The following is a 23,327-nucleotide window of genomic DNA, read 5'->3' as shown; positions in this document are numbered from 1 at the left end:
AAGCTCGCAAGCAATCGGATTTCTGATCCCAATCCACTGGGTTACACCGCTGACGGCGCTGCCCCGTTGGACGATTCCACGTGAACTCCTCCCGATTTTCGGCGAGCATCACGAAAATTGTTCAACAATATAGACCGGATTGTTGTTTGATGCTATCTCATGGCCTAAGAAATATAGTGGGAACACGGATATAGGTGATCGTGAGGCACCTGCTTCGGAGGAAAAAGTCGCTTGGCTTTCCAGAATCAAATGGCTGCGGACTACAACGTCCTATCGCCCAATCCAAGCGGTGATCCCTGCGAGAACCTTAACGCGTTCGCATCAAAGAACCACGTCATTGCTGCCGGGGATAGAGTGAGAATGGAATCGCAGGTCGCGCCCATCAATCCGCAAGATTCCGAACGCTCATGGAGCAATCCGCTACATATCGAGGTGAGCGCATGACGGAGGCGACGAACACGAAGAAGCCGCTTCTGTCGGTCGCGGATCTGACGGTGCAGTTCGGCGAGAGCCGCGTTGTGGAAGGTCTTTCCTTTTCCGTAGAGCCGGGCCGGACGCTTGCGGTGGTCGGGGAATCCGGCTCCGGAAAATCGGTGACGTCGCTTTCGATCATGCGGCTTGCGGATATGATGGGTGCGCGCTTCGAGACCGGCAGCATCACCTTCAACGGCAAGGACCTTCTCAAGCTCTCGCAGAAGGAAGTCCGCTCCATCCGCGGCAAGGAGATCGCCATGATCTTCCAGGAGCCGATGACCTCGCTCAATCCGGTCTTCACGATCGGCGACCAGATCTGCGAAGTCCTTTTGCTGCATGAAGATATCGGCAAATCCGCCGCGATGACCGAAGCCCGCCGTCTTCTTGAGATGGTGCGACTGCCCGATGCCGCAGCACTGCTCAAGCGCTATCCGCATCAGCTCTCCGGCGGCATGCGGCAGCGCGTCATGATCGCCATGGCGCTGGCCTGCCGCCCCAAGCTGCTGATCGCCGACGAGCCGACGACGGCGCTCGACGTCACCATCCAGGCGCAGATCCTCAATATCATGCGGGATCTCCAGAAGGATCTCGGCATGGGCATGATCTTCATCACCCATGACATGGGTGTCGTCGCCGAGATGGCGGACGACGTTGTCGTCATGTGGAAGGGAAAAAAGGTCGAGGAAGGGCCGGTTCGCGAGATATTCGCCAACCCGAAGCATCCCTATACCCGCGCCCTGCTTGCAGCCGTTCCAAAGCTCGGCAGCATGGCGGGCCAGGACTTTCCGAAGCGATCACCGCTCATCGTTCTCGAAGGTGGCGAGCCGAAGATCGTCGGCGAGGAGCGCGTTCAGAACACTGCTAAATATGATCAGCCGCCACTCTTGTCGGTGCGCGACCTCTTCGTGCGTTTCGACATAAAAAAGAACGTCCTCGGTCAGGTCACGCATCGCTGCAGTGCCGTCCAGCAGGTCGGTTTCGATATCCATCCGGGCGAAACGCTTGCCCTGGTCGGCGAATCCGGCTCCGGCAAGTCGACGATCGGCCGCACCATCCAGCAATTGCAAAAGGCGCGTTCCGGCGAAATCTCGTTCAACGGCAAAAGCTTTGCCGCAATGTCGGCGGCAGAACGCTTCCGCATGCGCCGCGACGTGCAATATATCTTCCAGGATCCATTCGCCTCGCTCGACCCGCGCAAGACGGTCGGCTTCTCGATCGCGGAACCGATCAACACGCACGGCATCATCCCAGGCTCGAAGGAGGTTCGCCGCCGCGTGGACGAACTTCTGGAGCGCGTCGGCCTGACATCGGCACATGCGGAGCGTTATCCGCACGAATTCTCCGGCGGTCAGCGCCAGCGCGTCTGCATCGCCCGCGCGCTTGCCTCCGACCCTAAGCTCATCATCGCCGATGAGGCGCTTTCGGCGCTCGACGTATCGATCCAGGCGCAGATCATCAATCTGTTCATGGACCTGCAGGCGGAACGCGGGCTTGCCTATCTCTTCATCAGCCATGACATGGCGGTGGTGGAAAAGATAAGCCACCGGGTCGCCGTGCTCTACCTCGGCCAGATCATGGAAATGGGCAGCCGCCGACAGGTCTTTGAGACGCCAATGCATGATTACACCCGCCGCCTGCTATCTGCCGTGCCGGTCGCCGATCCTGCGGTCGAGCGCAAGACCGCGCTGATCGAAGGCGAAATTCCAAATCCCGTTCGCCGCGTCGGCGATGAGCCGCCCATTCTCGCTCGCGAGGAAATCGGCGCAGGTCATTTCATCGCCAGGAGCGCCTGAACGACTGCTATCTTTTTTTGCAACGATCTGAAGAGGAAACAGGTTCGATGAAAAAAATCAAATGGGGACTGACAACCGCTTTCACGGTGCTCGCCTTGTCGGGCGTGACCATCAACGCGGCGCCGGCGCTCGCAGCCGGAAAGATGACGATCGCTTCACCGCAGGACCCCGGCAGCTGGGATCCGATCGATACGTTTCTGGTGGCTTGGGCCGCCGTCTCGACCAATATCTTCGACGGGCTGACCTATCGTGGTCCCGACCTCAAGCTGGTGCCGGGCCTTGCCGAATCCTGGGAAGAGCTCGATCAGGGCAAGCGCATCCGCTTCAAGCTGCGCCACAACGTCAAGTTCCATGACGGCGAACCCTTCAACGCCGAATCGGTAAAATTCACCTTCGATCGCCTCCTCGGCGAACAGGGGGCAAAGGGCCCGCAACGCTCGAACTATACCGCGATCGAAAGCGTCGACATTATCGACGACTACACGGTCGACATGAAGCTGAAGGCACCCGATCCGGTGCTGCTGACCAAGCTTGCCGGCTACGGCGCGATGATCGTTCCGCCGAAATATATCAAGGAAAAGGGCGAGGACTATTTCAACCTCAACCCGGTCGGCACCGGCGCTTTCAAGTTCGTTTCCTATTCGCCGAAGGTGAACATCAAGCTCGCAGCCAACTCTGATTACTGGGGTGGCGCACCGAAGCTCTCCGAACTCGAATATCGCTTCATCAGCGAACCCGCGACCGCCGTCGCCGAGCTTCAGGCCGGCCGTGTCGATCTCGTCATTCCGCCGATCATCCCGATCGGCATGCTCCCCGTCATCCAGAACGACTCCAAGCTGGAGATTGCCAGCGTTCCCGGCCCGACCGTCGATGCGCTGCGTTTCAACACCCGCGACGGCATCACTGCAGATCCGCGCGTGCGTAAGGCCATCATCATGGCCGTCGACCGCGCGACCATCGTCAAGTCGATCCTTGTCGGCCAGGGCGCTGAAATCACCAGCTTCCAGAGCGCGCTGTCCTTTGGCTTCGATCCAGACCTGAAGGCGCTTCCCTACAATCCGGAAGGTGCCAAGAAGCTGCTCGCCGAGGCCGGCGTGAAGCCCGGCGCGGCAATCCAGATCGACATTCGCGGCAACGACGCAACCATGAACGAGGTGGCGCAGGTGATCGCAAGCTACCTGCAGATGGTCGGCATCACCGCCACCCTCAAGCCCTACGAGACCAACGTTCTGCTAAACGACATCATCCCGCAGGGCAAGACCGGCGCGATGTTCCAGCAGAAGTGGGGCGGCTGGACCTTCGACTACGACAACACCGCCTATTCCATGTATCACTCCGGCGAAAAGTGGAATCCCTACGAAAAGGATGCGGCGCTGGACAAGCTTCTGGAATCCCAGCGCCCGCTCACCGACCGCGCCGAGCGCGAGAAGATCCTCAAGGACATCGGCAAGTATGTCTCCGACAAGGCGCTGGAGCTGCCGCTCTATAATTCCAACGCGATCTACGGCATCAGCAAGCGGGTGAAGGGCTTCGTGCCTGCGCCGGATACCCGTATCAAGCTGAACGAGGTCACCGTCGAGTAATCGTCAAGCGCGACGCCGCCGGGCTTACCGGCGGCGTTCATTTTGCAAATTTCGGGAAAAGAACGTGGCCGGTTTTCTCATCAAGCGATTGTTGCAGGCGGTTTTCGTCGTCATCGCCATTACACTTCTCGTCTCCTTCGCCATCCGCCTCACCGGCGATCCCGCCGTGATGATGTTTCAGGGCGGCGGCAGCATGACGGAAGAGGATCTGGCACGCATCCGCGCAGCGCTCGGTACGGACCAGCCATTTGTCGTTCAATATCTGACCTTCCTGAAGGGCCTGCTGACGCTCGATTTCGGCCGCAGCTTCACCGGAGGTACGCCCGTTTCCCGGTTGATTGGGGACGCCCTGCCCGCCACCCTGCTGCTCGCCTTCATCGCGATGGCAATATCGATCGTGCTTTCCATTCCGCTCGGCATCAAGGCCGCGACGGCGCGCGGCAAGACCGCTGACCAGATCATTCGCGTTCTCTCGCTGCTCGGGCTTTCCTTTCCGAATTTCTGGCTGGCGCTGATGATGGTGCTGCTGTTCTCGATCACGCTCGGCTGGTTGCCGCCGAGCGGCATGGTCGGGATAGCGAGCTACGTCATGCCCGCCCTGACCATGGGCGTCATTCTGACGGCGACGAATGTGCGCCTGGTACGCACCGCCATGCTGGAAACGCTGCAGTCGCAATATATCATGGTCGCGCGCGCCAAAGGCCTCAGCGAGAGCAAGGTGCTCTATAAACATGCCTTGCGTAACTGCGCCATTCCGCTGATCACCTATTTCGGCATCCAGTTCGGCGGATTGCTCGGCGGCATCGTCGTCATCGAGCGGGTCTTCAACTGGCCGGGTCTCGGAACCCTGGCGTTCGACGCTGTGGCCGCCCGCGACTATCCGCTGCTACAGGGCGTCATCACTGTGCTGGCCTTGTTCATCGTCGGCGTCAACCTGCTGGTCGATATCGCCTACGGGCTCGTCGATCCCCGCATCCGCACGGAGTAATCGCCAATGGCCGCCACGACATCAAGCCGTTCGCGCTTCCACAGCTTCGAATTCATCCTCGGAGCGTTGCTGACCGTCGTCATCTGCCTTGCAGCCGTGTTCTCGGACGTCATCTTTCCAGGCGGCGCGGAAAAGATCGATCTGATGGCCCGGCTTGCAAGACCCTTTGCCAGCCTCGCTCATCCGTTCGGAACGGATCCTCTCGGGCGTGATGTTCTTGCCCGCGTCGTCGCCGGCGGCAGAATATCGCTGCTGGTCGGCCTTACCTCCGTCATCGGTGGCGTCGTTCTTGGCGTGCTGGTGGGTCTGGCAGCGGGCTACTATCGCGGCATCTGGGACATGATCCTGATGCGCTTTGCCGATATCCAGCTTGCCATGCCCTTCATTCTGCTGGCCATCACCTTCATTGCCATCGTCGGCGGCAGCCTCACCAACACCATCATCCTGCTGATCGTGTCGCAGTGGGTGCAGTATGCCCGCCTTGTCCGCGGATCGGTGCTGACCCTGCGCGAACGGGAATTCATCCTCTCGGCGCGCGCCATCGGCGTGAAAGACTGGCGCATCATCTTCCAGCATCTGCTGCCGAACCTTCTGGGACCGGTAATCGTGCTGATGACGCTGAACATCGCCAACAATATCCTTCTCGAAAGCAGCCTCACCTTCCTCGGGCTCGGCGTCGATCCCACGATCCCGAGCTGGGGCGGCATGCTGGCCGATGGACGCACCTATCTGCAGACGGCCTGGTGGGTCAGCCTCTTCCCGGGCCTTGCCATCCTGCTCACCGTACTCGGCCTCAATCTCCTGGGCGACTGGCTGCGCGACAGCCTCGACCCAACAGGCAGAACGACAAGGTAAGACATCATGACCATGATTTTCGAAAGAAGTTTCGAGCGCACGCTTTCGCGCCTCGTCGCGGAGGCCAAGGCCGGCCAAAATTTCGAGGCGTGGACCTTTGACGATCGACAGAGCCGCCGGGAAGCAGAACTCGAACTTGCCACGAAAGGCGTGCAGGCGCGCATCCGTAGCGCCTACAAGCCGCTGGTATATGCCTTTCTCGAAGAGATCGATCTGCAAGGCATAGAAGCAATCGAGATCCGCTATCCCGTGCAAGCGAACGCACCCGCCAACCGCTTCCGGCTGGAGGCCTATCCGCTTGCGGCGATGGTGGGAAATCGCAATATCGCCTTCATCGCCAGAACCGACAGCGATTTCCATTATGACGTTCTGTTGAAGAGCAATTCGGGCGGCGAGCGCAGGGTCAGAGTATTGGCGCCCAATCGCGTCCATATCGACGTGGCCGGTGAAACGAGTGTTTCCCCAACCGGCTGGCTGGTGCGGGATGGCAGCGCGACCGGCGAACGGCTGGCCACGGACTACGAGCAGCTTTTCGAAGAGACCATCGCTGCGATTACCCAGTTCAACTGGGGTGCGACCGAGCCCTATTTCGAAGAGCTCAATATTCGCGCCACGCTGCCGGTCGCCGACGAAGCCCTGCCTGTCGGCGACGAAGTCATGAGCCTTCGGGAAGCGCTGCACGAGGACTTCTATTTCTCGCTGCTCGAATTCTTCCAGAAGAAATCCGGCCGACCGCTCGGCGACCGTGGCCTGAAGCCGGGACAGATCGTTCCGCAGATCCTGTTATCCTCTGGCGAAATCTCCGCCCGAGTAGAAACGCAAGCATTGACCTCGGGCTACTGGGACGGTGCGGAGCAGCAGATCGAGACGGCAGCAGAGCCCCTGGCCGTACGGCAGATCGAGGCCATGCTGGAAGAGATCGGTGGCGAAGCGTTTGAAGCCGTCACCCGCTCCGGCCGGACGGTCAGGGCACGTTATATCAAGGGCCGCGATGCGGCCGTGATGATCAGCGGCGGGCAGCACGCCAATGAGACGACCGGCGGCGCAGGCGCGCTGCGCGCCGCGCAAAGGCTCGCCATTATCGAAGGCGCACATTTCACAGTCTCGCCTCTGGAAAATCCCGATGGCTATGCGCTGCACCAGCGTCTGCGCAAAGACAGCCCGCGCCACATGTATCACGCCGCGCGCTACACCGCGCTCGGTGACGACCTCGAATATCGCACCGAGGCCAATGCCGGTCCGTATCTCTACGAGAAGAAAATCCGCTTTCAGGCAGAAAAGTTGAGTAATGCGCAGCTGCATGTCAACCTGCACGGCTATCCGGCACATGAGTGGACCCGTCCGCTTTCCGGCTATGTACCGCGCAACTTCGCCATGTGGACATTGCCGAAAGGCTTTTTCCTGATTGCCCGCTATCATGCCGGCTGGGAAGCGCAGGCGGAGCAGCTTCTGGACAGGGTTACCAAGCATCTCGGCGCCATTCCCGGGTTGCTGGACTACAACAACAGACAGATCGCGCTCTACGAAACACATGCCGGCGAAACGGGGTTCCGCATCATCAACGGCTTCCCATGCCTCGCGGACATCGACGATCGCCACACGGTGCCGGTCACGCTAATCACCGAATATCCGGACGAGACCATTTATGGGGCTGAATTTGTCGCCGGTCACACCGCGCAGATGGAAACGGTCCTCTCGGCATATCGCGCCTGGCAGGACATCATGGCTTGGAGCTGAGCGCCGCCGGGTTCGATCGCACCATATCGAGAAGTGCGGTCATGGCACTCGATGTATAAGCATCCTTGCGGCGCACGAACAGCGTATCCACCAGCGATCGCTCCGGCGGGAGCTCGTGAACCGCAACCCTGCCGTCCTGCCAGGCTGATGCCACGATACCCTTTGGCAGCAAGGCAATGCCGACGCCGGCCGACACGCAGCTGATGATCGTATCGAGCGAACCGAACTCCAACGGTTTTGCGGTGACGACGCCCATCTCGGCGAGCAACGATTCCAGTCGCTGCCGATAGGAACAGCCAATCTGGAAAACGATGGTTCTAAGATCGGTGATACCGGCAAGCTCATCCATTGTGCGAATAGAGCGGGCGGTGATGAGAACGAGCTCCTCCTGGAACACAACTTGCTGATCGAGGTCAGGATGGCTGATCGGCCCTGCCACGAAGGCACCCTCAAGCTTACACTCTATCACCTCGTCCAGAAGCCGGCGCGTCGTGCCCATGGTGACGACGAGACGGACCTCCGGATATGTCTTGGCAAAATGGCTGATCAGTGGAGACAGCCGCAAGGCCGTCGTCGTCTCAAGGCTACCGAGCAGCAGCGCGCCAGTCGGGGAACCATCGTCCCGGGCGGCGCTGCGCGCATCCGCGAGAAGCTTGGTAATGCGGCCGACGAACGGCAGGATGCGCTGTCCGGCAGGCGTGGTCGACACGCCGCGGGCGTGGCGCTGAAACAGGCTGACGCCCAACTCCTCTTCCAATGTCCGGATACGCGCCGTCACGTTCGATTGAACGGTATGCAGTTCCCGAGCCGCCCGGTTCATGCTGCCGTGCCGGGAAACCGCCTCGAAGACCCTGAGATCCGATATATCCATGCCTCACCTATCTCAATTAGAGATAACTATTCTCATAATAAATCAATTTTAATGATATATCCTGCGGCGTATTATCTCAAGTAGTGATAGCTGAGAGAGTTCACATGACTAGGATCGCCGCTCCCGAAATCAATAGCAGCCATTCCAGCGCAAGGTTCGCCTGGCGTGCCGTTCTGTCGGCATTCTGCGCCAGCCTGATCGGCATCGGACTGGCACGCTTTGCCTATACACCGCTTCTGCCTGCGATCGTCGATGCCCACTGGTTCGACCAGTCAGCCGCCGCCTATCTCGGCGCCGCGAACCTTTCCGGCTATCTGGCAGGCGCGTTGCTTGGAGGCCCCCTCGCGGCGCACATCTCCATTGTCTCGACACTCCGGGTCATGATGCTCGCGGCGACGGCGGCTTTTTTCGCCTGCGCGTTCTCCATGGGATTTGCATGGTTTTTCGCATGGCGTTTTGCCGCGGGCTTTGCGGGTGGCGCGCTGATGGTGCTGGCGGCACCGACGGTACTGCCGCTCATCGCACCCTCCCGAAGAGGCCTTGCAGGCGGCATGATCTCCATGGGCGTCGGTGCAGGGGTCGCACTGTCGGGAACACTGGTGCCGCTGCTCTTGCAACAGGGCCTGCGCGAAGCATGGCTCGGCCTCGGCGCATTCTCGCTGCTGCTGACTGCCATTGCCTGGACCGGATGGCCGCAGGACGGCGCGGCATCGCCCGCAGCAATCCAGCACCACGCTCATGTACCGGCGCGCGGGACGCTGCGCGCCCTCTATCTCGAATATGCGCTGAACGCTGCCGGCTGGGTTCCCCACATGATCTTTCTCGTCGATTTCGTCGCTCGCGGCCTGGGAAAGGGCCTGCAGGTCGGCGCTGAATATTGGGTTCTGTTCGGGATCGGCGCGACAGTCGGGCCGATCCTCGCGGGCCATCTCGCGGATCGCACCGGCTTTGGCGCGGCAATGCGATTTGCTCTTCTCCTAGAAGCAGTCGCCGTCGCCATTCCCGCCTTCGGCCTCGGCCAGGCGTGGCTCATCGCTTCAAGCCTTGTGGTCGGCGCCTTCGTGACCGGAACAGTGCCCTTGATGCTGGGGCGCATCGCCGAATTGCTGCCGCATCATCCCGCACAGCAGAAGATCGCCTGGGGCATGGCGACGATCTTCTTTGCATTGTTTCAAGCTGCAGCCGCCTATGGCTTCTCCTTCGTCTTCGACCGAACCGGCGGAGACTACCAGATGCTCTTTTTCATCGGCACGGCTGTCATGGTCCTTGCGCTGGCAATCGACCTCACGGCCGCGGTGTTCTTCCGCTCGCCGCAGCGGCAAAACGAAAATCCGGATGCGGCGAAATCCGGCTCGGCCTCCACGAACTGAGACAAAATACCAAAAGCGGATAGGCCGCTTCGAGAAAACTGCGGAGCGTCGCCTGCGCAAGATTTTACTCCAGGTGTCACGTCGTGCCCACTTGGTGCCAAAGTTTCGCGCGACTGGAGATTCATGAAGCGATTCCTGCTTTTTCTGGCCGCCCTGTCTGCCATCTGCCTGGTGTCGCTCGCGCCGCCGGCGCAGGCGCAAGGATTTGTACGGGCCGACCATCAGCAAATCCTCGATGCCAAAGGCAATCCGCTGATCTTGCGCGGCCTTGGCCTCGGCGGCTGGATGGTTCAGGAAGGCTATATGATGGGCCTGTCCAACCTGAAGGCGCAGCACATCATCCGCCACAGCATTTCCGAGATCATCGGCAGGAAGAACACCGAGCACTTCTATCTCTCCTGGCGCGACAATGCCGTGACGAAGGCCGATATCGACGCGATGGCAAAATGGGGCTTCAACAGCGTTCGGCTGCCGATGCACTGGAACCTGTTCATCACGACGATGCCCGGCCAAAAGACGAATGGCCGTATGGTCTGGAACGAGGAAGGTTTCCGGCGCGTCGATGCACTCGTCGGCTGGCTGAAAACCCACGACATGTATCTCATTCTCGATCTGCATGCGGCGCCCGGCGGCCAGGGGCATGACATCGCGATCTCAGATCGCAATCCGAACAGCCCCTCGCTCTGGGACAGCCATGAGAACCAGACGGCGATGATCGCACTGTGGGGCGAGATTGCCCGACGTTACAAGGATGAGCCGACCATCGCCGGCTACGACCTTCTCAACGAGCCGAACTGGGGCTTTCAGGATAAACACGACAAAGGTGGCTGCCGCGAAACCGGCAGTGCGCCACTGCACGATCTCTACGAACGCGCCATCCAGGCAATTCGCGCTGTCGACAAGAATCACATGCTGATAATCGAAGGCAATTGCTGGGGTAATAATTATGCCGGTGTGCTGCCGATCAGCGATCGCAATACGGCGCTCAGCTTCCACAAATACTGGACTCCCACCACACAGGAATCCATCGAGCCTTTCCTGAAGCTGCGCGAGCAATACGACATGCCTCTATGGAATGGTGAATCCGGTGAAAACAATAATGATTGGTACGCCCGCGCCGTCGCGCTGCAAGAGAAGAATGGCATCGGCTGGTCGTGGTGGCCATTGAAAAAAATCGGCAAGGGCAATCCACTCGAAATCAAGGAGAACGCCAATTATCGCCGCCTGACCGCCTATCTCCGTGGAGAAGGCAAAAAGCCCTCGGCGAAAGACGTCTTTGCGGGATTGATGCAGCTGGCAAGAGACAGCCGTTTCAACAGAAATATCCGCCATCAAGACGTCATCGGCGCCTTGCTCGGAGCCTCCGGCGGATCAGAGGCTCCGAACTAGATGTTGCGAGATGCATCCGGGATGCCTCTCGAAACGACCTTTTACGCAGAGCTCCGGATCGCTCTCAAACCGATAATTGTTGCCTGGGCCTATAGCACTTGCGGTCGACAGGTATCATGCTCAATGTGGCTGGCATGATCTCCTGATCATCAACTCGCATTTCCTTCCCGTCGGATTTGCTGTCGTCGATCGAACGTCCCACAGGGTATTCGCACAATGGCTGCGAGGGAACCGCAGGGCTGTTGCTCATTTATGATCAGCAGCAGCAATGTAGCTTGTATCACGCTTGTAAGAACGTGGCATGCCGATGGATATCAATGGCTACGGAGTTCGTTCCCCATCCTATTATCCGTGAAACATCATCCCCAGCTAACTCGCTCTTCGCGACGGATTATACTCACTGCCATTCTACCCGTTTGTTTCTGCATTCAGAATCTGTCAAAATTCATGCTGATGATAATTATCATCAGCTGGTGCATCCTTATACCCCAGGTAAGCTCTTAGTCGTCCAGGTGAAGTTATTCGTTTTGATGCATCGAGATGCTGAGCACTATGCCTGACATCCTCGCCAGGCGTGCTTTACGGTTTAAGCGCCGATCACAGAAGACGGGCGCGGAGCAATCTCGTGGCGCATAGCAGGCGCCTATGAGGTAGCTAAACCTTGCTGAAAAAATAAAGCCCGCATGAAGCGGGCTTTATTCTTATTCGGCGGCGGCATCGGCCTTTGGCTTGCGGCCCCGCTTCGGCTTGTCTGCCTCGGCAACTGCTGCAGGAGCGGCTTTCGCCTTCGTAACCTTCGGAGAAGATTTGCTTGCTGCGGGCTTCGCAGCAGCCGACTTTGCGGCGGGCTTTGCCTTTGCCTTGGAGGCGGCCGTATCGTCACCCGACTTGGCTGCATTCAGCAATGCGACGCGCCGCTTGCGGTTCTGCTCGAGTGCCTGCTGAAAGCCGGCATCCTTCTCCGCATGATGGGCCAGATCATCGAGAAACTCCGCCACTTCCTTGACGGATTCAACGACGATATAGCTTAGCCCGGCACCGGCATTGACCGAGTCACGGCCAACCGTGACGCCGAAACCGCTAGGTACGCGCTGGAACCAGGTGGAGCGCCACTTCTTGAAGCCGGCGACGTCCTTCTCATACTCTTCTAGATATGCTTTCTGCTCCGCTACTCTCGCTCGAAAGGTATCGACTACATTCCGCGCTCCAGCCTTGGGCTTTTCAGCCTTCTTCGAAGACCATTTCTCCAGAAAGTTTGCCATTGTCCGTTTCTCTTCAGGTTAGCGTTTCGTCCAAGCGGCCGTTTATTCGGCAAGCGATAACGGAGCTATTCCACATGGATAACGACATATATGTATAAGATATGTGTATAATGGCAATATTATCTGTCATCATCGTCAATAGAGGCGCTTCTACGTCTCTGCAATTTCCAACTTCCGATCTTGATGAAATACTAATCTTGCGCAGCGGCGCACTCGTGTTGACTGGTTCTTGCTGATATCAGGATGGGAATATCCAGCCTTTTTTGGCTGAGATCGTGCGCATGACTAGCGAATGCTGCATCGCAACAGTTCCTCTTCGCAGACACCATGCCTTGCGAAGATAGAGTGATGTAGCCCGCGCTGCTGATCCGTTGCCGGTATTTCGTTGCCCGGCAAACTCATAGCAATTGTGCAAAATAAAGCTGGGAACCGGAGGATCTCCCCGCGTTCCCAGCCCCAAGCTCGTTTCTGTCAGTAACGAAGCATGCGCAGCTTCTGCCGGCTCATGAAGCCTTCAGCAGTTCTCCGTGCGGATCGAGAACGAATTTCGTGGCAGCACCATGATCGAAGCTTTCATAGCCTTGAGCGGCGTCTTCGAGCGAGATGATCTTGGCGTTGACGATGTCGGCAATCGGCAACCTGTCATGCAGGATCGCCTGCATGAGTTGCCTGTTGTACTTGATCACCGGCGTCTGGCCCGTATGGAAGGACTGCGCCTTCGCCCAGCCGAGGCCGAAGCGCAACGACAGGCTGCCATGCTTGGCGGCATTATCGACTGCGCCTGGATCTTCCGTAACATAGAGACCGGGAATGCCGATCGATCCCGCTGCACGCGTGATCTCCATCATCTGATTGAGGACGATAGCCGGCTGTTCACCGCCGGAATGGCCTCTAGCCTCGAAGCCGACGGCGTCGATCGCGCTGTCCACTTCGTTAGTGCCGACGACTTCAGCGATCATTTCGCCGAGACGATCGCTCTTGGAAAGATCGATCGCTTCGAAACCAACCTTGGCCGCATGCGCAAGGCGATCCTTGTTGAAATCGCCGATCATGACGACTGCTGCGCCCAGGATACGGGCGGAAGCAGCCGCTGCCAGACCGACCGGGCCGGCGCCTGCGACATAGACCGTGGAGCCCACGCCGACGCCGGCGCGAACGGCACCGTGGAAGCCGGTCGGCAGGATATCGGACAGCATGGTGAGATCGCGGATCTTCGCCATGGCCTTATCGCGATCCGGGAATTTGAGCAGGTTGAAGTCCGCATAGGGCACCATGACATAGCGTGCCTGACCGCCGATCCATCCGCCCATATCGACATAGCCATAGGCACCGCCGGCACGCGACGGGTTAACCGTCAGGCAAACGCCGGTATCCTGCGATTTGCAGCAGCGGCAGCGGCCGCAGGCCACGTTGAACGGAACCGAAACGATATCGCCGATGTCGAGCATTTCGACATCGAGACCCTTTTCGATGACTTGTCCGGTGATCTCATGTCCCAGCACCAGACCCGGCATGGCGGTGGTACGCCCGCGCACCATGTGCTGATCGGATCCGCAGATATTCGTGGAGATCACCTTCAGGATCACACCATGCTCGATGCGCCGGCCGTCCGGTGCTTCCAGTTTCGGATCGTCAATATTGCGGACCTCGACTTTGCCGGGCCGCAAATAGACAACGCCTCTGTTCCCAGTCATGCCATCTCCTCCTTGGTTTAACGCTGATCGTCGTTACTAGCGATCGCTCGCAAGCGCCTTCAGATCGGCCCGCTCCTCAACGGGCTGAACAGCAGCAAAACGGGCACGGATGCCGCAATTTTAGCGACACCCCTGTCCGGAATAGGTATGACCGACCGCACGAGAAGCAAGAGGTGAACGGAGCTTTCCATTCGCCCCCAGATCACTCACCGAGATCAGTCAGGCCTGTCGTCAAGGTTGGCGTCCGGCTTCGAACTCGCCCATTGGCACTGCCTCGACGACTTCCGGTCCGTCGACCGGGGCTGCGTTTGAGACGTTCAGTTCGATACCGTACGCAGGACGGCGCCGAGCTGCGGCGTGTTTCCCGACTGTCCATCAAGAACATCTCGATGGCACCTTGACGCCTGCTAGAAGATCACGCCTAGGGGTATGGTGCGCACGGGAAAACGACATCAGCACCCTGCAAGACGACATGATGCGCTTTCGTCCCGATCACCGTCGGAGCAAGATGCAGTCGCAGTTCGCAATACGCGCGCCGAACCGGGAAGGACAGCGGCACCGAAGGCTTTAAAGGCAAGGCGACGCTCGCTGCTCGCCCATCTCGGACATCGGGTGAATTTCCGATAAGCCCTCTCCCAGAGGCAAGCTGCCGATGCGACGGCAACTTGCCCGGATTAACGCGGAATCAATTACTTGATCGCCGCATCCTGGGTCGCCTCAATCCAGATCGCGACGTCAACGGGCGCAACACTCCTGCTGCCGACAAGGAAAGTCGCATCCGCTGCGGCAGGCGCACTCGCAGCAGTACTGCCGTAGTTGAAGGCGAAATGCAGCTTGCCGCGTCGAGCCAGACGTAGGTCGCCGAGGTCAGGCAGGCTGTCTACCTTCGCCCAGGCGAGCGTGTCCTCCATCAGCTTCAGCAGGAATTCGTCGCGCGGAAGCGTTGCGCAGTAGCGCGCCTTTTCATTGCCGATCAGAGCCGGTGCATCGGGGCGATAGTCTCCCTGGAACGTTGCAAGCACTGTTTCCGTCGTCCGGATCGTTTCCCGCCATCCGGTCGTCTGATGTCTGGTATTGCCATAGAGCACGGTCTCGGACTGAAACGCCGGCAGGGATTCGACGCGCGTAACCCGGAAATCGAGAAAATCTCCGAGCGCACCCGGCGGCAAGTCGGCTGGAATATGCATATCGCGGGTCTTGCTGCCGCTGCGGGGGCCGAACAGAACCTTCGCGCCCGATGCCTTGAGCCGCATAATGAAGTCCGCATCGGGAATGACGAGATCCGGCGCCAGCACAAGGCGATATCCGTCGAGACAGGAATGCTGTCCGACGAAATCGATATCGACCCCGAGACGAGAGACGGCGGAATACCAATCAAGCGCAATCGCGGAGGCGGCATAGTCGCGTCCCTGCGGCAGGGCGCGGGTCGCGAAGCGCGAGTCATAGTCCAGCAGCAGCGCGACGGAAGCCTTGCTGCGCTTTTCGCCCTTCGGCAGCCGCTTCATTTCGGCAATGACCTGTGCCACTTCCTTGTAACCCTGATCCTCTTCGCTGTTGGGCAGCAGAAGGCCGGCATGGAATTGCTCCTGCGCAAAGGGCGCCTGACGCCAACGAAAATAGGACACCATGTCGACGCCGTGGGCATAGGCAAGCCAGGTCCACAGCCGCACCATGCCATCGGCCGGCGACTGATTATGCGAGGCCCAGTTCACCGGCCCCGGCTGCTGCTCCATCACCCACACACGGCCGCGGCCGACTGCCCGATAGAGATCGTGATTGAAGGCCGGCTGATCGGGATCGCCGACGCGCAGATAGCGCTGCTTTTCTTCAGCGCTCAGGCGACCATTGATGAGCCCGCCCATGGGATAGACGTCCCACGAAGCGATATCGATGTCTTCGCCGACCTTGTAGTGATCGAAGTCGGTGTTTTGCGACATGAAGTTATGCGTCACCGGCCGGCCTGGCGAATGGCGGCGAATGATGTCGACCTGCGCCTTGTTGAAGCTTTGCACCTCATCGGAGGCGAAGCGGAAGTAATCGACAAGATGCGTCGGGGTCGGCTCTTCGACGAGATTGTTGGGCAGATCCACCTCGTCGAAGCTGTTGTAATGCATGCTCCAGAATGTGGTGCCCCAGGCGCGATTCAGCTCTTCGATCGTGCCATATCGTGCGGCAAGCCATTCGCGGAACGCGTGAAGGGCTGCCCGCGAATAGCTGTGAATCGTATCGTGATCGCCATACTCGTTGTCGGTCTGCCAGGCATGAACGAAGGGATGCGCGCCGTAGCGCTGCGCAACCGCCTCGGTGATGCGGGCAGCCTCCAGGCGGTAGCGCTGGCTCGAAAAGCAATAATGCCGGCGCGCACCGAACTTGCGGACGACACCGCGCGCATCGACCGGTAGGATGTCGGGATAGCGGTCCACCAGCCACTTCGGCGGTGCGGCAGTCGGCGTGCCGATGATTACCTTCAACCCCGCCTTACCGAGCACTTCGACGGCCTCGTCGAACCATTCCCAGTGGAAAACGCCGGATTGCGGCTCGATGCGCGACCAGGAAAATTCACCGATGCGCACCCAGGCGAGCCCAAGCTCGACCATGCGAGCGGCATCCTCTTCCCATTTCGCCCGTGGCCATTGCTCCGGATAGTAGCAGACACCAAGCTCCAGCATGCCGGCATCCTGCCGGCCTGCATCGAAATCGGTCTGTCTGGCGAGCGGCTTGTGCACTGTCTTGTCCTTCATCATTCAAGTCGCCGAACGTCGGGCATCACCCTTGTCGCAGTCGAAATGTAAACGTTTATATCGCCGCGAAAGCGTTCCCGGCGTGATCTATATTGTGGGAGCGGAAGCTTAGCGGACCGGCAGGCGGGACAAGGTCTCGTCCAGCGCATTGAGGAACCGGTCGCAATCTTCGGCACTGAAGGGTGCCGGCGGCTTCACCTTCAGCACGTTGTGATGCGGCCCCTCACTGCTGAGCAGAATGCGATGACTGCGCTTCATCTCCGCGATCACGAAGTCCAGCTCCGCGGCCGCAGGCTCGAGCGTTTCGCGATCACGCACCAGTTCCACGCCGTTGAAAAGGCCGTGGCCGCGCACATCGCCAATGATCTCATGGCGTGCCGCCAGCGCCCGCACACCATCCATCAAACGGTCGCCAACGACCTTGCAATGGTGCATCAGCCGCTCGTCGCGGATGACGTCGAGAACCGCAAGGCCGATCTCGGCGGAGACGGGGTTGCCGCCGAAAGTGTTGAAATATTCCATACCGTTGGCGAAGGAGGCGGCAATGGCTTCCGTCGTCACGACGGCTGCCATCGGGTGTCCGTTGCCGATCGGCTTGCCCATTGTGACGATGTCGGGCACCACGCCCTGCAATTCGTGCGCCCACATATGGCTGCCGACGCGGCCGAAGCCAACCTGGACTTCGTCGGCCAGGCAAAGACCGCCTGCCGCCCGAACATGGGCATAGGCTTGCCTCAAATAATTGTCCGGAATGGTCAACTGTCCACCGGTGCCAAGAATGCCTTCGCTGAAGAAGAGGGCCGGACGACGCCCCTCCACCGTAAGAGCGGCAACCTGGTTGCGCACGTCCTCTGCATATTTGCTGCCTGCATCCGCATCGCCATAGCGGAACCGGCCGCGATAAAGATCCGGCATCTCCGCGACGCGGACATGTCGCGGGCGCCCTTCTCCGCCCTTGCCGGCAAATTTGTAGGGGCTGACGTCGATCAGGCTCGAGAGATGGCCGTGATAGGCATGATCGACGGTGATGATATCGCGATGGCCGGTATAGGCGCGCGCCAGCCGGATCGCGAGATCGTTTGCTTCGCTGCCGGAATTGACGAAGAAGCAGACATTGAGCGGATCGGGAAACAGACCTGCCAGTCGGCGGGAATATTCCACCAGCGAGTCATGCAGATAGCGCGAATTGGTATTGAGCTTGCCGATCTGCGCTTGCGCCGCCTTCACTACGCGGGGATGGCAATGACCGACGTGACAGACGTTGTTGACCATGTCGAGCCAGCGCGTGCCCTCTTCGTCGATCAGATAAGCGCCCTCACCGCCGACGATTTTCAGCGGTGTCGCCGAATAGGCGATGCTGAGCGAACGGCCGATGCGGCGGTGACGCTCGCGCACCAGAAAATCCTTGTCCCGCGCGACGACGACCGAAGCAGGCGTCGAAAAGCCGAAGACAACACTCGGATCGGGGCTGATACCCCGCCACACCTGCCATTGGTCGCGCACGCCGACTCCATGCATCTGCGCGCCGAGACCGAGATGATCCGTGACGATCTGGAAATGCAGATGCGGAGACCAGTTGCCGTTTTCCGAGGCCTCGCCGAGGGCGCAGAAAGCTTCGCCCTTGGCAATTGCCCGCCCTACCGAGAGCTTGGCGACGCTCTCGCGCGAAAGGTGGCCGTAGAGAGTCCAGAAGACATCATCATCCGTGCGATGTTCGAGCAGCACCGTAGGACCAAAGCCAAACGCGACGGCATCGTTATGAATGAAGGCAACTGTCCCGGCAAAAGGCGCATGCACAGGCTCTTGCGCTTGCCCGAAGAGATCGATGCCGAGATGAATGCTCCGGCGCTGACCAGCCGTCGACGTCCGATAGGCATCGCTCTTGTAGATGTTGCGATCCTCGCCGTAGAGGCCAATCGCGAAATCGGCTTCGGCCTGCGCGACGCGCTCCGCAATCAAGCGCTGGGCCCCTGCGGCATCGAGCGACGCCCAGGCCTCGGCATCCTGCCCCGTCGTCGTTATGTCGAGCGCCAGTACCTTCGGCTTCCCGATCGACGGCTTGAAAATCCCGGCAAAATCATGGGCGTTCCGTTCCAGCCAACGCTCGATGCGGGTGCCGTGCGGGATCGGATCGAAGCCGCAGGCGTCGCGGATGCGGGCAATCGCCAAAGAACGGTTCTCGCTCTGCAGGCGCTGCAACTCGCGCCAGACATCCTCCTGGCTCACCAGAAGGTAGGTGTTTTCCGGATTCTCGCCGATCTGCTTTGCCGCCATACACATGCTGACGGCATAGCGCGTGCAGGTAAGATCGAAGATCAACTCGGCTTCGATCTCGCTGATCGGATTGACGGCGTGATAAGCGCCAGCGAGGCGGCCGATCGTATCAACCGGATCTTCCGTGCCGATCAACGCATAAGCGCCGGCAACGGCTATTTCGATCACCCGCCAGGTCTCGACCATATCGCCGAAATCGAGCAGGCCGCTCACAGCACCTGTCTCATCGAGCAAAACGTTGTAGTCATTGGCGTCGTTATGGATGACCTGGCGCGGGCATTGCTGTAATCGCGGCAGTATCTCGCCCGCGAAACGCTGAAGGATAGCTCCAACGGTTTTGCGCTTTTCCCCATCCGTAATGAAATCAAGATTTTCCAGATGCATATCGGCGCGGCCTATATCCCAGGCGTAGGCGCGCTTGGCGCCGGGATGGCTGAAGCTTTCGAGGCTGCGGTCCATCTCGCCCAGCAAGCGGCCGAGCGTGACGACGCTTTGCGTGCCTCTCGCCGACGATTTAGACCAGACATTGCCGGCCAGCCACGTCAATAGCCGCGCCGTGCGATTGCCGCGCAGGGCCGCCGCAATCGCCGTGGCGCCATTCCTGTCCGCCAGCGCGCGAGAAATCGGAAGCTGCGGCGCCGCTTGAGAGAGATGGTCGAGCACGGCAATCTGCATGGCGAGATCGTCGGCATCACCAGGCGCGTGCAGCTTGAGAAGGAAACGGGTTCCGTCTTCTGCTTCGACGCAGTAGTTGAGGTCGTGCTCGCCCGGCAGAGCGGTGACCTTGCCCGAGACGCCATAGCTATCGCGGAGCAGTGCATCGATCGCCTGGATCTCGCCGTCATGCTGGCTATTCGCGTCGGTCATTGCCAAACTCTTTCCCTTACCAAGATATTGTCTTGCCGTCGTAGGCGCGGAAACTGCCGGTGTCGGCCATCGTCGTGGTGTCGATCAGGTTTTTCAGCCCTCGAGCGCTCTGCTCGATATCGACCACCGCATCCGGACCGCCCATGTCGGTGCGGACCCAGCCCGGATGCAGCGAAATGACCGCAACGCCGTCGCGCCGGAAATCTTGCGCAAGCTTTACCGTCGCCATGTTCAATGCAGCTTTCGAGCAGCGATAGGCATAATCGCCGTCATCATCGTCCAGCGTCCCCTCGGCAAGCGATCCGGCGCGGCTGCTGATATTGACCAACAGCTTGCGCCGTCCGGCGACGAGATTTGGCTTGAGGGCCTGCGCAATCAGCAGCGGCGCCAGCACGTTGATCCGCATGACCTCCATGAAGTCATCCGTCCGGAGCGACGCGAGCCCTCCAGTGTCGCCGCGAACCGCAGCATTGTTAATGACGATGTCGATCGCGGTGCCTTCGAGCATCGTTCCAAGCGTTTCGATCGATGCCGCATCGTTGACGTCGAGGCGATAGGGCAGCATGCAATCTGCAGCGGCCGGCTGCTCCTGACGTGCGCAGGCCAGCACGCGCCAGCCCTCGCCAGCATAGAGCTTAGCAAGCATTCGGCCGAGACCACGCGAGGCGCCGGTTACCAGGACCGTACCCGGCTCTCGCGGCCGGGGAGAACTGTTAGCGGTGCTTGACGTCATATTTCTTCTCGATAAGGCTCACGAGGCTGGCGGCAGCAAGCGTCAGCAGGATGTAGAGAACCGCGGCGGAATTATAGGGTGCAAAGGGCAGGAAGCTTGCCGACTGGAACTCGCGCATGCGCTGGGTGATATCGCGGATCGACAGGATCGACAGAAGCGACGTGTCCTTCAAGATAGCGATGAGTTCGTTGCCGAGCGGCGGGATGATGATGCGGAATGCCTGCGGGATGATGATCAGCCGGGCCGTCTGCCAGCGATTGAGCCCGATGCTTGCCGCAGCTTCGATCTGGCCGACGGGGATGGCGTTGATTCCGGAGCGGAAAATCTCGGCGAGATAGGCCGAATAGGCCAGAGCCATGGCGACGATGCCGCGCATCAGGTTCGGAGGATCGAAGACGCCCTGCGTCGCATCCTTCAAGGCACCGCTGAGCGGCAGGCCGACGTAAAGGACGATGACGAGCATCGGGATGCCGCGGATCGTATCGACAATGAACTCCGAACCGATCGACAACGGATGCCGGCGATGGAGAAAGCCGCCAAGGGTCAAAAGACCGATGATGATGGCGATCACCGAGAAGGTTATTCCGGCAGCTCGATCGCGATCATTCAACGCCTGCGTACGCCAGATAACCGGCCAGTCGGACGGGACCGACGCCTCCGGCAGCAACGCACCACTGACATCCTGTTTCTTGCCGACAGCCTCGATGGCTTGCGGCGGAGCGACGAAGGTTCGAACCGGCGTCTCCGTCTTCGGCGCGCCCTCATATTGGCCGAAGCGCACCGCGCCGATCAGGCCGGAGGGCGTGTTGGTGACGATACCGATCTTGCCGCCGAGCGTGCCGGCAAGGACATAGTTGTCGCGTGGCTGCAGCAGGAACCAGGCCGAAAGCGCGGCAAGACCAAGCGTCATCGCCACGAAGACAATGAGGCTAGAGCGCGTATAGCGCAGCTTCTGCAGGCCGACCCAGATCAGGCCGAGTACCGCCGCCAGAAGATAGGCCGCGATCGCGGCTCGGATCGTGGTGGCAAGACCGGAAGCAAAGGCGATATAGGCAATCAGGAAAACGAAGACGAGACCGGCCCCGTTGACGACGCCAAGGAGCCATGCCCCTGCCCGGCGGGCTGCGCTTTCGGCCGGAACCGAGGCGCGATTGCCGATGGCGAGCAGGCTGAGGCCACCCACGAGCAGGATGGCATAGGCCGGCCAGATCCAGACTTCGACTTGTCGCACCACCGCATCGGCGGCCGGCGTCAGCTGACGCGGCGTCACGCCCTTGACGACAAGATCGGACTTGAAGGGATCGACGCTGTTGGCGACCACGGAGGCGATGAAGGGATGAACCAAATCGCCGGCGAGGATGGCAGCGGTCGCGATCAGACCGAGAAGTGCCACAGCAATCGTCAAGCGCGGCCGCGCCACTTTCATCCGCGACAGAAAAAGGACGGCAATACCGGAAGCAAACGCGGCAGAAAGCAACAGGAAGCCGGGAACGAAAGCCGAAGATCCCGGCTCCACGCCGAGAATGGCCTGCAGCGAGCGCTGATAGTCCGGCGAAGATGCAAACAGATAGACGATGAAAGGCAGCGCCGCGAGAATGATCAGGTTGCTGGGCCGCACGCTTTTGATGAATAACATTCCGGCCTCCAGCGCCAGATCGAGCAGACGATGTCGGGAGCGCGGCACGCACACTCCCGGCAAAACTTACTTGAGACCCCAATATTTGGCGATCAGCTTGTCCAGCGTGCCGTCCTTCTTGATCTCCTGCAGGCCTTCATTGAAGGCAGCGGCATTCGCGTCGCCCCTGCGGAAGACGAGGCCGATCGGATCGGATTGCAGTCCCTTGATGGCCGCCACCAGCTGACCGGCAAATTCGCGCTCATAAGCGGCGGCATTGGCGCCATTGATGACGACGCCGTCGACATCCTTGTTCTTGAGCGCAATGATCGCCGCACTGAACGTGTCGTAGGCGGCAACGTTTTCCTTGCCGACGAGACCCTCTGCAACCTGGGCATCGGTGGTATTGGCCTGCGCCGAAAGCTTGCGGCCTTGCGCCTTGAACTGCTCAAGCGTCATGCCCTGATCTTCGGCACGCGTCAGGATGACTTGGCTGTTGACGATATAGGGATCGGAGAAATCCATCGCCTTCTTGCGCTCGTCGGTGATCGACACGCCGGAGGCCACCAGGTCGAAATTACCCTGGTCGAGCGCGGCGAAAATGCCGTCCCAACCTGTTGTCACGAATTCGGCCTGACAATGGATCTTGGTGCAGATGGCATTGACGACATCAATGTCGAAACCGACGATCTGGCCGCTCGCGGGATCGACGCTCTCCATCGGCGGCGAAGTTGTATCCGAGCCGATCTTGAGCAGCTTGCCGCCGAGATCGGCGGCTTGAGCAGCGCCTGCGGCCAGCATGGCCAACGCAAGCGTCACGACAAATTTTTTCATTTCTTCCTCCTCAATATCGGCACCACCACCCTCGCGAGGCGCGACAAAACCCTAATGAATATCGCGCCCCCTCGGAACCACCAGCCCGATCTCCGTTTCTCACGCTGACTTCCTAACAAGGAATATAAACGTTTTCAATATCAATATAAACGTTTTTATCTCCGATCCACAAAGCGATGAAAGAGAGCAGGCGGAACGAGAAACCAAGGCAATACCGCTCCAGGCATCTGAAAGACATGCCGGATAT

General features: G+C 59.7%; 15 protein-coding genes. 7 read left to right on the top strand and 8 right to left on the bottom strand.

The features are described from left to right. The first annotated feature begins 440 nt into the window (after positions 1-440). The 5 genes from RHSP_RS06075 to RHSP_RS06055 all read left to right on the top strand — a co-directional run bounded on the left by RHSP_RS06075 (position 441) and on the right by RHSP_RS06055 (position 7,430). Positions 441-2,267 (top strand): ABC transporter ATP-binding protein, encoded by a 1,827-nt coding sequence (locus tag RHSP_RS06075; RefSeq protein ID WP_004110656.1) that lies wholly within the window; start codon positions 441-443, stop codon positions 2,265-2,267. 47 nt (positions 2,268-2,314) lie between these two features. Further along, positions 2,315-3,850, top strand: coding sequence for an ABC transporter substrate-binding protein (locus RHSP_RS06070; protein ID WP_004110654.1), 1,536 nt, complete (start codon positions 2,315-2,317; stop codon positions 3,848-3,850). Positions 3,851-3,914: 64 nt separating this feature from the next. Next, positions 3,915-4,838: an ABC transporter permease gene (locus tag RHSP_RS06065; RefSeq protein ID WP_004110652.1), complete on the top strand. Its 924-nt coding sequence runs from the start codon at positions 3,915-3,917 to the stop codon at positions 4,836-4,838. Between the two features lie 6 nt (positions 4,839-4,844). Further along, positions 4,845-5,693: an ABC transporter permease gene (locus RHSP_RS06060; RefSeq protein WP_037149957.1), complete on the top strand. Its 849-nt coding sequence runs from the start codon at positions 4,845-4,847 to the stop codon at positions 5,691-5,693. Between the two features lie 6 nt (positions 5,694-5,699). After that, complete coding sequence (locus RHSP_RS06055; protein ID WP_037149954.1) at positions 5,700-7,430, top strand: M14 family metallopeptidase; 1,731 nt, start codon at positions 5,700-5,702, stop codon at positions 7,428-7,430. On the opposite strand, the gene RHSP_RS06050 is transcribed toward RHSP_RS06055, so the two are convergent. Beyond that, positions 7,414-8,301: a LysR family transcriptional regulator gene (locus RHSP_RS06050; RefSeq protein WP_037149951.1), complete on the bottom strand. Its 888-nt coding sequence runs from the start codon at positions 8,299-8,301 to the stop codon at positions 7,414-7,416. The two genes, RHSP_RS06055 and RHSP_RS06050, sit on opposite strands and share 17 nt — an antisense overlap. Before the next feature lie 104 nt (positions 8,302-8,405). Here RHSP_RS06050 and RHSP_RS06045 point away from each other — a divergent pair, with 104 nt between their 5' ends. Both RHSP_RS06045 and RHSP_RS06040 read left to right on the top strand, forming a co-directional pair. Next, positions 8,406-9,671: a YbfB/YjiJ family MFS transporter gene (locus tag RHSP_RS06045; RefSeq protein WP_004110640.1), complete on the top strand. Its 1,266-nt coding sequence runs from the start codon at positions 8,406-8,408 to the stop codon at positions 9,669-9,671. A 123-nt stretch (positions 9,672-9,794) separates the two neighbouring features. Then, the gene (locus RHSP_RS06040; RefSeq protein ID WP_004110637.1) at positions 9,795-11,060 is read left to right on the top strand and encodes a glycoside hydrolase family 5 protein; all 1,266 of its coding nucleotides are present in this window, start codon (positions 9,795-9,797) and stop codon (positions 11,058-11,060) included. Between the two features lie 701 nt (positions 11,061-11,761). On the opposite strand, the gene RHSP_RS06035 is transcribed toward RHSP_RS06040, so the two are convergent. From RHSP_RS06035 to RHSP_RS06005, 7 genes are all read right to left on the bottom strand, one after another. Then, a complete protein-coding gene (locus RHSP_RS06035) occupies positions 11,762-12,322 on the bottom strand; it encodes a hypothetical protein (protein ID WP_004110633.1) in 561 nt (186 codons plus the stop codon). A 503-nt stretch (positions 12,323-12,825) separates the two neighbouring features. Further along, entirely contained in the window at positions 12,826-14,016 is a 1,191-nt protein-coding gene (gene fdhA / locus RHSP_RS06030) for a formaldehyde dehydrogenase, glutathione-independent (protein WP_004110631.1), read from the bottom strand. 689 nt (positions 14,017-14,705) lie between these two features. Then, positions 14,706-16,685 (bottom strand): beta-galactosidase, encoded by a 1,980-nt coding sequence (locus tag RHSP_RS06025; protein ID WP_157385304.1) that lies wholly within the window; start codon positions 16,683-16,685, stop codon positions 14,706-14,708. 180 nt (positions 16,686-16,865) lie between these two features. Next, positions 16,866-19,898, bottom strand: coding sequence for an aminotransferase class III-fold pyridoxal phosphate-dependent enzyme (locus RHSP_RS06020; RefSeq protein WP_004110626.1), 3,033 nt, complete (start codon positions 19,896-19,898; stop codon positions 16,866-16,868). A gap of 16 nt (positions 19,899-19,914) precedes the next feature. Beyond that, positions 19,915-20,631 (bottom strand): SDR family oxidoreductase, encoded by a 717-nt coding sequence (locus RHSP_RS06015; protein ID WP_004110624.1) that lies wholly within the window; start codon positions 20,629-20,631, stop codon positions 19,915-19,917. Beyond that, positions 20,612-22,267: an amino acid ABC transporter permease gene (locus RHSP_RS06010; protein WP_037150046.1), complete on the bottom strand. Its 1,656-nt coding sequence runs from the start codon at positions 22,265-22,267 to the stop codon at positions 20,612-20,614. Before RHSP_RS06010 ends, RHSP_RS06015 begins: the two co-directional genes overlap by 20 nt. 66 nt (positions 22,268-22,333) lie before the next feature. Next, positions 22,334-23,080 (bottom strand): transporter substrate-binding domain-containing protein, encoded by a 747-nt coding sequence (locus RHSP_RS06005; protein WP_004110619.1) that lies wholly within the window; start codon positions 23,078-23,080, stop codon positions 22,334-22,336. Positions 23,081-23,327 lie beyond the last annotated feature (247 nt).

This window comes from Rhizobium freirei PRF 81 (assembly GCF_000359745.1).
Classification (GTDB): domain Bacteria; phylum Pseudomonadota; class Alphaproteobacteria; order Rhizobiales; family Rhizobiaceae; genus Rhizobium; species Rhizobium freirei.
Note: the sequence above shows the minus strand (reverse complement) of the source record. Positions and strands in the feature narration are given on the sequence as shown.